Source organism: Marinoscillum furvescens DSM 4134 (assembly GCF_003386095.1).
Lineage (GTDB): Bacteria > Bacteroidota > Bacteroidia > Cytophagales > Cyclobacteriaceae > Marinoscillum > Marinoscillum furvescens.
This window is the reverse complement of record NZ_QREG01000005.1, coordinates 91705-105619: the sequence shown is the minus strand read 5'-3', so window position 1 is coordinate 105619 and position 13915 is coordinate 91705. Positions and strand designations below refer to the sequence as shown.

At 47.4% G+C, this 13915-nt stretch carries 9 protein-coding genes; 5 read left to right on the top strand and 4 right to left on the bottom strand.

Translation table 11 applies throughout. From position 1 onward, the window contains the following. Window positions 1–46: 46 nt before the first annotated feature. Window positions 47–736 carry a LytR/AlgR family response regulator transcription factor gene (locus C7460_RS07415; RefSeq protein WP_115867463.1) on the top strand — a complete coding sequence of 230 codons (690 nt, stop codon included), beginning with the start codon at window positions 47–49 and terminating at the stop codon, window positions 734–736. Here the strand turns inward: C7460_RS07415 and C7460_RS07410 are convergent. Continuing rightward, complete coding sequence (locus C7460_RS07410) at window positions 729–4286, bottom strand: ligand-binding sensor domain-containing protein (RefSeq protein ID WP_115867462.1); 3558 nt, start codon at window positions 4284–4286, stop codon at window positions 729–731. The genes C7460_RS07415 and C7460_RS07410 overlap by 8 nt on opposite strands. Window positions 4287–4585: 299 nt before the next feature. On the opposite strand from C7460_RS07410, the gene C7460_RS07405 reads away from it, so the two are divergent. From C7460_RS07405 to C7460_RS07395, 3 genes are all read left to right on the top strand, one after another. Further along, window positions 4586–4810 (top strand): hypothetical protein, encoded by a 225-nt coding sequence (locus tag C7460_RS07405; RefSeq protein ID WP_115867461.1) that lies wholly within the window; start codon window positions 4586–4588, stop codon window positions 4808–4810. A 99-nt stretch (window positions 4811–4909) separates the two neighbouring features. Beyond that, window positions 4910–5155 carry a hypothetical protein gene (locus C7460_RS07400; RefSeq protein WP_147302878.1) on the top strand — a complete coding sequence of 82 codons (246 nt, stop codon included), beginning with the start codon at window positions 4910–4912 and terminating at the stop codon, window positions 5153–5155. 62 nt (window positions 5156–5217) lie between these two features. Beyond that, the gene (locus C7460_RS07395) at window positions 5218–6855 is read left to right on the top strand and encodes an ABC1 kinase family protein (protein ID WP_170147923.1); all 1638 of its coding nucleotides are present in this window, start codon (window positions 5218–5220) and stop codon (window positions 6853–6855) included. Here the strand turns inward: C7460_RS07395 and mutS are convergent. Then, entirely contained in the window at window positions 6852–9461 is a 2610-nt protein-coding gene (gene mutS / locus C7460_RS07390) for a DNA mismatch repair protein MutS (RefSeq protein ID WP_115867458.1), read from the bottom strand. The genes C7460_RS07395 and mutS overlap by 4 nt on opposite strands. A 63-nt stretch (window positions 9462–9524) precedes the next feature. On the opposite strand from mutS, the gene C7460_RS07385 reads away from it, so the two are divergent. After that, window positions 9525–10058, top strand: coding sequence for an RNA methyltransferase (locus tag C7460_RS07385; RefSeq protein WP_115867457.1), 534 nt, complete (start codon window positions 9525–9527; stop codon window positions 10056–10058). Between the two features lie 6 nt (window positions 10059–10064). Here C7460_RS07385 and C7460_RS07380 read toward each other — a convergent pair whose 3' ends face one another. Beyond that, window positions 10065–10646 (bottom strand): hypothetical protein, encoded by a 582-nt coding sequence (locus C7460_RS07380; RefSeq protein WP_147302877.1) that lies wholly within the window; start codon window positions 10644–10646, stop codon window positions 10065–10067. 111 nt (window positions 10647–10757) lie between these two features. Continuing rightward, a complete protein-coding gene (locus C7460_RS07375) occupies window positions 10758–13883 on the bottom strand; it encodes a glycoside hydrolase family 2 TIM barrel-domain containing protein (RefSeq protein ID WP_115867455.1) in 3126 nt (1041 codons plus the stop codon). Between the last annotated feature and the right edge of the window lie 32 nt (window positions 13884–13915).

Genomic DNA, 13915 nt, shown 5'->3' with positions numbered 1-13915 from the left:
CGATATTTGTTACCATCGGATTTACCCAACAGCTAATTTTTCCGAAATGAACGATAGAGCAGGTTATCAAATACTGGTAGTGGATGACGAGGAGGCCATCGGAGCCATGTGCTCCAGCCTGCTAAATGAGCTTGGATATGCCGTAGTGGGTATTGCCGCATCTTACGATCAGGCAGTACGGGCTATCGACGAAAAACAGCCAGATCTGGTCATCCTGGACATAGATCTGGGTGATAGTAAAAATGGGATAGACCTGGCTGATCACATCAACGAAACAACAAAAACACCTTTTCTATACCTCAGTAGCTATGCAGACATCAGTACGGTAAGCAAGGCTGCCAAAACGATTCCTCAGGCTTATTTGATCAAGCCATTCACCAAGGAGGATTTGTTCACCACCATTGAGATCGTTCGAAACAAAAACAAAACAGACCAAACCATCCAGATAAGCTCGGGCACTTCTACCATCAAGATCTCAGCAAATGATGTTTCGCTAATCAAATCGGACAATAACTACATCGAAATTTTCGAGAATGGCAAACGGCACATTGTACGGAGCTCACTAGATGCTTTTCTAAAAGAGCAGGAGTATGACAACTTTGTGAGGATTCACCGATCCTATGCCATCAACTTACTCAAAGTAGACTCTTTTAGCCGACAACACGTAATCGTCGGTAATCACAAATGCCCCATTTCGAGAAGCTATAAGCAGGAGTTGATGCAGCGTTTTAGCTAGTCGACTCCATTTTCGAAAATGCTATAATGATGGTAGTGCCTTCTCCTGAAGCACTCGACACGTCTACCGATCCTTTGTTTAGCTTCACAAAATCGTGAACCAGTTTGAGCCCCAGGCCTGTGCCTTTCTCCCCGTGAGTTCCGGTGGTGCGTTTTGACTCATTCATATCGAAAATACTTTTCAGCCTTTCTTCGGATATCCCAACACCAGTGTCCTGAACTTTGATAAATACGTCTTCCGACTCTTCATAGGTAAACACCTTAATACTGCCTCCGGCATTGGTAAACTTGATGGCGTTGCTCAGTAAGTTGCGAATGACGATTTCCATGCTGCCCTTATCTATATGGACCCTCAGGTCAGCAGAGATATTGGCTTCATACTGCAGGTCTATCTGCTTTGCCTGTGCATACGGTTCATAGAGGCACACCACGTTTTCTATTATTTCATCTAAGTACTCAGGCTGTAGCTCTATTTTCTTTCGGTTGGACTCCAGCAAACCCCAATCGAGTACATTATCCAGTAGCTCCACAAAATTTTGATACATGGTGTCAAACTCTGTAAACGCCGCTTGTACCTCACCATCATGAGTACCCAGTTTTTGTTTGATCTGGTATACCACTGCAAACAATTTCGTGAGCGGTGAACGCAAGTCATGCCCCACTACAGAGTAAAATTTGCTTTTTAGGTCATTGAGCTTTTGCAGCTCAAATGCCTGAAGCTCTATTTCTTCTTTCTGATTGTTGAGCTGGGCGTTTACATCTTGTAGGCTTTCGTTAGATGCTTTCAAATCTGCTGTTCGGCTGGCTACGGTCTCCTCCAGTTCTTTTTTCTGGCGCATTAGCTTCTTTGTACGCCACGAAGTGTAGCTATAACCTGCCAACACCAGCAATCCAAAATATATCAAATATGCCCACCACGTCTGATACCATGGCGGCAGGATGGTAAATTCCAACGCGGCTTCTTCACTCCAGCGGTCTGTTTTTCCGCTAGCACGTACTTTAAATGTATACCTACCGGGAGGTATGTTGCGATAGTCAGCCTTCGTATCCGGAGAAGGGGCCGTCCAGGCAGTGTTGAGCCCTTCCAGCTTATAACTATACCGCAGATCATGAGCGGCCTCCCAGTCTATAGCTGAGTAGTAAAATGTCAGGTGATTTTGCTTGTAAGCTATTTCCGGATTTTCGGGATAATTTTCAAACGGTGCAATACTCGCAAAACGGAGCCCACTTGTAGCTCCTTCATTTAGCTTTCTGAAGTTCGTATACTCTCCGTTGATATCCAGCTGGCGGATATGGATGGTTGGCGCTCCAGAAGGCATGCTGAATCGGTTTAGATCCAAAACCGTAAGCCCTTTTCCACTACCCAGCCACAAAAGGTTCCTGCGATCCAGACAGATGCTATTCGCAAAAAAATCAACCCCCTTAAGTCCATCTCCCTGGGCATACTTGATGAAAGCATATTGATCCTCTGCAGTGGACACGAGCTGGTTTAAACCATTTTCTGTTGACACCCAGATATTTTGATCTCTATCCTCTCGCATAGCCCAAACCAAATTTTCGGACAGTCCTTCTTCCTCGGTAAAGTATCGAAACTCCTTGCCATCATATTTGCAAAGCCCGGCACCGCCCGACCCAAACCACCAGTGCCCGTTTCGGTCTTTGGTAATTGACCCTACTGGTGCTAATTCAAAACCCTCCTGCTGCGTATAGTTGGTAAATGTTTTTCCATCAAATACACTCAAACCACCATCCGTACCAATCCAAAGCATGTTGTTCCCATCACAGAAAATGTCATTGACTACATTATGACTCAGACCGTGCTGTTGTGTATATCGGTGAAAGTCTCGACCATCGTATTTTACCAGTCCGGCACCATCCGTACCAAACCATACATTACCATCGGCATCTTCGCTGATACATCCGATGTATTCCTTGCCCAGACCATCATTGGTATCAAATTTTTCAAAGGTCTGCCCATCAAACCTGCCCAGACCATTGTAGGTAGTACCCACCCACAAGTCTCCGTTGCTATGCACCAGCAATGAAGAAATGGAATTGCCAGCAAGGCCATCGTCCATGGTATAGTTGTGAAAATTCTGACCGTCATAGCGGTGAAGCCCGCCTCCATCTGACCCAATCCAAATATTGCCTTCATGGTCTTCTTCAATGGCATGTATATAGCTATTTGCCAAACCATTTACATCACTGTAATGCTTAAAGCTATTAGGTGCCAGTGTGCTCACACCGCCTCCATTAGTGCCAAACCACAGATGCCCCGCACGGTCTATGCAAGAGCCATACACATCTACATACAAGCCTTCCTGCAGTCCATAGTTGATCAGTTGATTTCCTCGGATAAGGTTGGTGCCACCACCATCTGTACTCAGCCAGATGTTGCCATGAGCGTCTTCCTCTATGCATCGGACCACATTGTGATTGAGGCCCACATCAGTGGTATAATGGGTAAACGAGGCTCCATCAAACCGATTGGCACCTCCACCATTGGTACCTAGCCAAAGCTGACCCGATGCATCTTCCAATAACGCAACTACCCTGTTGTTGCTCAGCCCATCGTTCTCGGTGTACTGCGTAAAAACCTCCCCGTCAAAGCGGATTAAGCCTTCCTCAGTTCCTAACCAAAAAACACCTTCTGCATCTATATGAATGGCATTCACGGAGCTATTCATCAAGCCTTCAGCTTCGGTATAGTGGTAAAACGATTCCCCGTCAAACTTTGTAAGACCAGCATCAGTACCGATCCAAATGGCTCCATTACGGTCTTCAGCCAGAGATAAAACGTTTTCGTGAAGCATGCCATCAGCCTCGGTGAGATGTGAAAACCCATGCCCATCATACTTGATCAGGCCATAGCCCAGGGTTCCAAACCAGATGTTGCCATAGGAATCTTCCAACATACACCAGCCCATAGCTATGCCTGGTGACTCAGTAAAATGCGTAAACGTTACCCCATCGTATCGGCTAAAACCTACCTGATGCCCAAACCACAAGCTACCGGATCGGTCCTCCAGCACAGAATACACATAAGATGAAGCCATTCCCTGATCTACATCCAGGTACCGAATGTTTTCTGTTGCATCGTCTCTAAACCGTGGCCTGTGGGCTTCCTCTCTGAGAATAGGTCCGGCATCCAATGTCTGCATATGAGCAGGAATGGTGACGCCAGTCTTTACGGTATCACCGGTTCCATTCACCATAAAATGTGGTGGTCCTGCTGCATTCCAAAGCTTCAATGGCACTCTTGTAAGCGCTTTATTATCAACAGGCCATTGCTGCAGATTGGTCAGGCGGTGCACATTTGGGTGCGCTGGATAGGGCGTTTTCCCTTTACTGGAATCAAAAAGTACAGCCTGGCGTTTTACATCTCTGGTGATATAAGGAGCCTTCGAAAGACTATCAACTCTTGGATTTACCACGGCACTTTCTGACTTGGAAGGCCTTTCCTTCTCGTTTGGAACATCCACATCACCCGATTGCTGACAAGCAAACATTGGTGCCAGCAACACCAGGACATACCTAACCACTTTCTTCATTCCGCTTAAAAAATTAATCAATGGTTAAGATATGGCTATTGGTTCATTTAGAACAAATTCCATGCTGAGAATAAGCTTCACTTTAAACATATCAGGCCGCGACAGTACCTCTTGAATTCACTTTCCAAATCATATTTCTCACAACGCTGCTTTAACTGCATGCTTATCCTCCGTATTGACCGGTTCATCGACATATTTTCCTGCTCGTAGGATATCAACCCAAACGATATTTGTTTTAAAGGGAATGTTACTAAATTGTTAACAAGAAAGAACGACCAACAACCAAACCTTACCAGAAAATGTATCAACCAAACCGTATAGCACAAGATCACGAACTAATCCTTGCAGACTTTTCTGAAGACGAACTAAAAATGGGCCTGGAATGCTCTCTGAAGGTAAAACATCATCTGGAGAAACAGGTGAGAGATTTTTCCAAAGTGAAGTATATGAATAACCTCGATGCCTTAGAGGCTATTATCACCAAATACGAAATTGCGCTGGCTCAATACAAAATGGCTCAATAATCGAGGTAATTAATTTAGAAAATTAACATACAATTAAATCCAGGAACTGGGTTTCATTCGTAAATATTGGGAAAAGCTTTTCCCAATATTTCAATGCATATGACACCCAACACCTGCGACACTTCCACCCAACCCGAGCAATTCGAAGCACTAGAATGTGCACTAAAGATCCACAATCACTTAATGGATCAGCTCATCAGGCGACCCTCTCAGTCTTTATCACGCCACGTGCGCAACCTCCAATGCCATATCGAGGAGCTCGAACTCGAACTCAACCTAACAAAGATCACAGACAGTTCTGGTAAACCAATCCATCAGATGTTTGAAGATGCAGATACCCCTTGAATTCTTGGGAAATTTCTCACAAAAACCCTCCCCAGGTGTTAATGTCCTAAACGAACATGACATTGAAGCACCTAACAAAATACAAAGACCTCCTGTGGTTTCTATGGAAACATGGCGACCAATCACTCCTCAGCAGCTCAGGCATCCTTTCGGAAATTCCGGATGCCCAACCCAGCGAACAGCCCACTGACCTGGACGAAGACCAACTCATCAAAGACATAGCAGACCTGGGACCAGCGTTCATCAAACTGGGCCAACTACTCTCCACCCGGCCCGACTTGCTACCTCCTCCATACATTGAGGCCCTCTCAAAATTGCAAGACAACCTGAAGCCTTTCCCCTACAGCCAGGTGGAGTCCATTGTAGAAAGTGAACTTGGAGTACGCATATCCAAAGCTTTTGGCCAGTTTGACCCTCAACAAATGGCTGCAGCCTCACTGGGGCAGGTACACCGTGCCTCTTTGCGAGATGGTCGACCAGTGGTGGTAAAAATCCAACGCCCCGGCATACGCAAGCAGGTAATGGAAGAACTGGAAGCCATAGAACAAGCGTCTGCGTTCATCGAAAACAACACTACACTGGGTAAAAAATACCAGCTCAACCGCCTCTTTCTTCATTTCAGACAAACCCTCATTCGGGAGCTCAACTACCTCAAAGAAGCTGAGCATATGAACCTGCTGGAGCAAAACCTGTCTGAATTTAAGCGCATACTCATCCCCCAGTCGGTAGCTGACTACACCACAGATAAGGTGCTCACCATGGAGTTTATCGATGGATGCAACATTTCTAAAATATCCCCACTTCGAAAGCTCGAAATAGACGGAGAAGCTATCTGCGACGAACTCTTCCGCAGTTACCTCAAACAAATCGTGGTGGACGGCTTTATCCACGCAGATCCTCACCCGGGCAATGTGCATCTCACCGAAGACAACAGGATAGCGCTGCTGGACATGGGCATGGTAGCGCATCTTTCAGACGACCTGCGCAAAAATTACTTGAAACTCATTCTAAACATCAGTGAAAACAAAGCCGGAGAAACGCTAGACATACTCATGCGCATGAGCTCTGCAGGGGAGGAAGCCGATCCCGACCGCTTCAAGCAGGAGATGACCACCCTGATTCAGGAAAACCAACATGCTTCCATCAAAGACATAGACACTGGTCAGGTGCTTTTTCGCATGATACAGACTGCTGCCACTTGTGGATATCAGCTACCCATGGAGCTTAGCACCATCGGCAAAGCCTTGCTCAATCTGGACCTGGTCGCCCACACGCTAGCCCCCGACTTTGATCCCAATGCGGCCATTCGCAAAAACGCCATGTCGCTGATGAATAAGATCATGCTCAAGGAGCTGGCACCACAAAACTTCTTTTCTACCCTACTGGAGGGAAAAGAGCTCATTGAAAAGCTACCCGAGCGGCTCAACAAGCTCATGGACCGGGCGGCTAACAATGAGCTGAAGATAGGGGTAGATGCCTTTGACGAAAAACGCATGATGAAAGGTTTCCAAAAGGTAGCCAACCGGATTACGCTGGGTCTAATACTAGCATCTTTGGTGATCGGCTCATCCCTTTTGATGCGTATCCAAACCGACTTCCAGTTGTTCGGCTATCCGGGCTTTGCCATCATCAGCTTCATCATAGCAGCTGTAGGCGCCATTGGGCTGGCAGTACACATCTTCTTTTATGATGAGTCCTAGCTTTTGCCTTTGAGGAGCTCCTTCATCTCATTGACTTTGAGAAGTGCCTCTACCGGAGAAATGGTGTTGACATCTACTTCACGCAGCATTTTGAGCACCTGCTCAAAGCGCGGGTCAGACTCAAACAAGTTGAGCTGAAACTGGCTGCTAGGCACCTCGGCCAGTTTTTCCTTTTCATTTTCTGAAAGCTTGTCAGCCTCCAGGTGCTTCAGGATGGTATTGGCACGAATCACCACCTGATTGGGCATCCCTGCGAGCTGGGCGACATGGATACCAAAACTATGCTCACTGCCACCCTCCTGGAGCTTCCGAATAAAGATGATCTTGTTGTCCAGCTCTTTTACCGCCACGTTGTAGTTTTTCACCCGTGGCAGGTCGTTGGTCAGCTCATTGAGCTCGTGGTAGTGCGTAGCAAAAAGTGTCTTGGCTTTGTACTGCGGGTGGTTGTGTAAAAACTCCACAATGGACCAGGCAATGGAAATACCATCATACGTAGAAGTACCCCGGCCGATCTCATCCATCAGCACCAGTGATCGGCTACTTAGGTTGTTGAGAATGCTGGCAGTCTCGGTCATCTCCACCATAAAGGTAGACTCCCCGCGCGAAAGGTTATCTGACGCACCCACTCGGGTGAATACTTTGTCGATAAGCCCCACACGTGCGTAGCCAGCAGGCACAAACGACCCCATCTGGGCCATCAGTACAATCAAAGCAGTCTGACGCAGCAATGCCGACTTACCGGCCATGTTGGGACCAGTGATGATCATTACCTGCTGCGACTCATCGTCGAGGTACACATCGTTGGGGATGTAATCCTCCTCTGGAGGCATGTTTTGTTCGATCACCGGGTGACGGCCGGCTTTGATATCCAGGGCATGATCCTCGGCGATGGTCGGCCGAATGTACTTGTTGCGCCTGGCCAGGAAGGTAAATGAGGTAAGGCAATCGAGGGTGGCAATGGCGCGGGCATTTTGCTGTATCAACTCGATGTATTCTGCAGCAAACGAAACCAGCTCCTGGTAAAGCCTGTTTTCAATGACAAAAATCTGACTTTCGGCATTGAGTATCTTCTCTTCGTACACTTTGAGCTCCTCAGTAATGTAGCGCTCCGCATTCACCAGGGTTTGCTTTCTGATCCACTCTTCCGGCACCTTGTCTTTGTGTGCATTGGTGACTTCCAGGTAGTAGCCAAAGACTTTGTTGTAAGCGATCTTCAGCGAGGTAATGCCTGTGCGCTCCATCTCCCGCTCCTGGATGCCCTTCAGGTAATCCTTGCCAGAAAATGCCAGCTTGCGTAGCTCATCCAACTCTTCGTTTACACCATCTTGTATAATGTTTCCCTGTGTAGCGTTGATGGGAGCATCGTCCTTTAGTGCAGTTTCGATGTTTGAAAGCAGCGTCTCACACTCATTGAGCTGATCGAGGTATTGCCCGAAGACCGGGTTTTCAGATTTCTTCAGCTCATCACGGATGGGCTTGATTTGCTTAAGGCTTTTTTTGAGCTGCACCATTTCGCGAGGGTTGATGCGGCCTGTGGCTACTTTAGAGATGAGGCGCTCCAGATCCCCAATTTGCTTGAGGTATGCACACACCTCGTTGAATATTTCTTCTTCGTGAGTGAAAGCCTCTACTGTAGACAGCCTGCGCTCAATCTGATCCTTATCTTTTAGCGGCAGCACCATCCACTTGCGTAGAAGCCTGCTCCCCATAGGCGTCTGCGTATGATCCATGATGTCGATCAGTGCAGTGCCGTCCGCTTGCGACGGGTGGATGAGCTCCAGGTTGCGTATGGTAAACTTATCGAGCCAGACATATTGCTGCTCATCAATGCGCGAAAGCTGCCCGATGTGTTTGACTTCTTTGTGTTCGGTTTCTTCCAGGTAGAAAAGAATGGCTCCGGCAGCAATGATCCCCGACTTCATATCTTCCACGCCGTATCCTTTCAGGTTTGGCGTATTGAAATGACGAGTGAGTTTTTCATAGCCATACTCCTGACTAAAGATCCAGTCTTCCAGGTGAAAGTTGATGTAATCACCATACACCTTGTCAAAGCGCTCTTTTTCTGACTTGGAGTATAAAATTTCAGATGGCTGAAAACCCTGGATGAGTTTTTCTACATACTCAGGCACACCCTGAGCCACCAAAAACTCGCCGGTAGAAAGGTCCAGAAATGACACTCCACAGGCCTTTTCGTCATAGTGTATGGAAGCCAAAAAGTTGTTGCGCTTTTGCTCCAGCACATTGTCATTGAGGGATAGGCCTGGGGTAACTAGCTCGGTAACTCCGCGCTTCACAATGCCCTTTACCGACTTGGGGTCTTCCAGCTGGTCACAGATAGCCACACGGTTGCCAGCACGCACCAGGCGTGGCAGGTAAGCATCCAGCGAGTGGTGCGGAAATCCCGCCAGCTCAATGTGTGATGCCGAGCCGTTGGCACGCTTGGTGAGCACGATATCCAGCACTTTGCTGGCTTTCACTGCATCCTCGCCAAAAGTCTCATAAAAATCTCCTACTCTGAACAACAACAACGCCCCCGGGTACTTCGCCTTGATGGCGTTGTATTGTTTCATCAGTGGGGTTTCAGAACTTTTTTTGGATTTCGCCATCCTGTGGATTGGTGGTAAGTTTGGAGTTGAATTCGAACAGCAATATTAAGGAAAGACAAGCGCATGAGAAAACTAAAAAATGAGGAGTTGGGCAGAATGGATCCTGAAGAATTTAAAGATGCCAATAAAGTAAATGCCTGCATTATTTTAGATGACATCCGCAGTATGAACAACATTGGCAGTGCATTTCGTACTTCCGATGCTTTCCGTATTGAAAAAATTCACCTTTGTGGCATCACAGCAAAGCCACCTCACAGAGACATCAACAAAACGGCCCTGGGCGCTACAGATACGGTGGACTGGGAATACCACGAAGATATCCTGAGCCTTACGGAAAAGCTCCGCTCCGAAGGGTATGAAATCGTAGCAGTGGAGCAGGCCGATCAAAGCGTCTCATTGCTGGACTTTCAGCCTCAACCAATCCAAAAATATGCCTTTGTTTTTGGCAATGAGGTTTTTGGGGTAAATGATCAGGTAGTGAGCCAGGCAGACACGGTACTGGAAATACCCCAATATGGTACTAAGCACTCTCTGAATATATCTGTAAGCCTCGGCATAGTGGTATGGGACTATGTGAGCAAAGTAAAGTGCCTATAGCCTAAGCTACAGCCCCACCAGCAAGCCGACTGCAAAAATGAGTCCTCCGGGACGCAAAACCTGTAGCAGGGCCTTTTCGCTGGCATTTGGCTGATAGGATCCTTTAACCCGATAAAACTCCTCGCCACCAATAGGCACGGCATATCCTGACTCAATAAAGAACATGAGATGATCCTTAATCGTCCAGTTTCGGTTAATCGTAAAATTGAGAGTGCCTACCTGCAGGTATTCCAAATGTGCTTCGTTTACATTGCCATTTTGATCGGTAAATTCCAAGTGAATGTCTTCAATGCCCGGGCAGTGCGAGTAGCCCAACCCATACCCCCAGCCTTTCTTCTGATAACGTTGGTATTTCATCCCTATGCTCAACTTGCCTCCCCAGGAGCCAAAACCAAACCCTGCTCTCATACCAACCTGAGAGCTGAGTGGAAGCTGAAAGCCTATGCCCAGCAGACCGGAGTGGTTGTCGATACCAGAGCTTAAGTCCAGGTAAAAATCAGAGTGATCGTCTACCTGGTGATTAGGAATATATTGCCCCCAAACAGTGAGTGTAAGGGCCAACAGGATGGCTGAGAAAAAATTGCGCATAGCAATCATGAGGATGGTGAAGTGCGAATATCCGAAAAAAACTAAGAACACCACCCAAAACACGGCATCTTCACCAGGAAAATACCCTTGTTTTGAGTGGTGCTCTCCACACTAGTTTTTTGGCATCATCAGAAACTGATAGCTGGAAGGCTCAGCGGGAATCTGATACTGTGGATGAGGCTGTGCTCCCCAGCTCGTATCTCCTCCTACACCCATTTGTGCCTTATCCAGGTTGAGGTTGACCAATGCGCGTGGCTTCACGTCGGTGGTGTGGCGTTGTGCTTTTTTAGCTCCGGCATCAAAATCAGAAATCGTATTGTGCAGTGCACTAAAGCCTAGTGCCTCATTTACCGCTGTAAAACGAATGCCCAGACCTTGCTGATTCGTGACTGTCACCCAACGTGTATCGGTACGGTAGCCGTTTTCCTGAGGGCGCACATACGGGTGGTATAGATCAGCAGCTGTGGCCTGGTATACACCCAAAAACGATCCGGTATTGCGGTCTTGATAGTTTTCGTGGGGGCCTCTACCATACCATTTCACCTGATTATAGGCCTCTTTTACCGAAAAATTGACGCCAAATCGAGGCATGCCGGGAAGGTCATCGCCCAGGCTGATTAGATCAGCGGTCACGAGAATTTTACCTTCAGGTGAGATTTCATAGGTCATTGCCATATCACCAGACACATCCGGCAGCTCATATACTACCTTCACCAGTACATTGGTATTTTTCACTTTACCACTTGCCGGCTTGTCGGCAGCTGTGGCCTTGATGGACACGAGCTGCTGGTTTTCGCTAGCCTGCTTCCACACCTTGCGCTTCCACTGCATCCCAAATCCATAATCATTGTCAGTAGGCGCACGCCAAAAGTTAGGTTTCAGCGGGCTAATCAGTACATTCCCAAATCCATAGTCTAGCTTTTCCAGGTAACCTGATTTCTGGTCAAAGGAAACTGTAACCTCCTCAGAGGATACAATAAGTGCTTGGGTGTCCTCCGTCACAGTAAGTTTCCCTTTTTGCGTCCCCAGCTCTTTCGGGAAATTATATGCTGTGAGCACAAACTCTTCACGGGCCACATCGTGACCTTTCGGCACAAGAGGAGCTGCACTGATCGTTCGTGCCTTTACTTGTAGGATGTATTCCTTCTGGTCCGAAAGCGCAGGAATAGGTAGCTGCACATCCGCTTCAGCATGAGGCGCTACGTCCAGTCGATCCAGCGCTCCATCCAGAACAACTTCGCCGTTTTCTAGCAGTGCCCACTCAAAGGCAAATGCAGACAAATTGGTAAAATCATAGCCGTTGTAGATAGTGAGCTTTCCCTTTTCATACGCTTTAAACTTCACATATTGGTAAACTTTCTTCACCTCCAGGAGCGCAGGGTGGATTTTCCGATCAGGAAATACCAGGCCATTGATACAGAAATTGGCATCATTTTGTAAGTCCTGACCGCCAAGATCTCCGCCATAAGCCCAGTAGGTCTCCCCATTGGCTGTTTTGGCTTCCAAGCCCTGGTCTACCCAATCCCATATGAAACCTCCCTGAAAAAACGGGTATTGCTCCATCAGGTCCCAGTAGTCCTGCAAGTTGCCCACACTATTGCCCATGGCATGGGCGTATTCGCACTGAATGTATGGCTTGGTGGGATTTGAAGCAGCATATTCACGCATGTGCTCAAGTCGAGCATACATAGGAGCAATGATATCCGTATTCCAATCCTTAGTTGCACCTTCATACTGCACCAGACGCGTGGCATCATGATCTTTTAACCAACGATAGGTTGCCTTAAAGTTTTCTCCATTGCCCGCTTCATTTCCCAGTGACCAAATGATTATGGAAGGGTGATTTTTGTCACGCTCGTACATTCTGCGGGTACGGTCTATATGCGCTGCTTTCCAGTCCTCACGATATGCCGGGTGTGGTACCGTGTCAAATTTGCCCTGGTTGGTGGTACCCATGCCGTGCGTTTCTATGTTGGCCTCATCGATTACATAAAAGCCATACTTGTCTGCCAGGTCATAAAAGTGCGAATCCTTAGGGTAATGGCTTGTGCGAATAGCGTTGAGGTTGTGCTGCTTCATGATGCGCATGTCCAATTCGGTAAGTTCTTCACTCACCACATGACCTTTTTCCGGATCGTGATCATGGAGGTTGGCACCTTTCAGGTAGATAGGTACTCCATTAACCAGGAGCTGCGCATCTTTGATTTCCACCTCCCGAAAGCCTACCTGCGTAGTGATAAAGTCTTGTACATTGCCTGAGGCATCCTTTACAGCTATTTCCAACGTATACAGGTTGGGCTGCTCTGCCGACCATTTCTTCACCTCTTTGATCAGCGCTGTGACCATGCCTTCGGCCTGATCCTCGGCAGGTACTTCTATGCTCACATTTTCATCTACCAATACCTCCTCGGCATCCTTTAGGACTACCTGAGCATTTAGTTTGCTATCTGAGTCGGACTTGTTCCATGCGGTTAGGTTGAGTGCAAACTCACCATCCTCATAGGTAGCATCAAGGCCTGAAATCACCTTGAAATCCCACAAAGCAACCTCATCAGTGGCATAGAGGTAAACGTCTCTATCAAACCCACTCAGCCGCCAAAAATCCTGATCTTCGATGTAACTGGCGTCTGACCAACGGTACATTTCTATGGCGATATCGTTGGTGCCAGCCTGAAGGTAGTCCGTCAGGTCAAATTCCGCTGGAAGTTTACTGCCTTCGCTATATCCAACCTGCTCGCCATTTACCCATACATACAGTGCACTGCGTGCTGCTCCGATGTGCAGATAAACTTCTTTACCGTCCCAGCTTTCGGGCAACTCAAAGGTGCGCTTATAGCTACCCACCGGGTTGTAGTCTGAATCTACAAAAGGAGGATTTTTAGGAAATGGGTAAGTGACATTGGTGTAAATCGGAATGCCATAGCCCTGGAGCTCCCAGTTTCCCGGCACCTCTATAGTACCCCACGAGGAGACATTGAAATCAGGTTGATAAAAATCCTTTGGCCGCTGCTCGGGTGTCTTCTCCCAGTTGAATTTCCAGGTGCCGTTTAATGAAAAGTAGTTGGCGGATTGCTGCCAACTGGCATTGGCCTCCGCTGCATTCGCATAATGATAAAAATAGGTGTGAGGCTCCAGCTTATTGATTGCAAAGACCTCTGGATCTTGCCATGGAAGCTGCTGCGCCATGCAGACAAGCGAACATAACAATCCTACTGAAATGGATAATAGGGATTTCATACGTGTAGCGTTTTTAAAAAATAGATACCCAA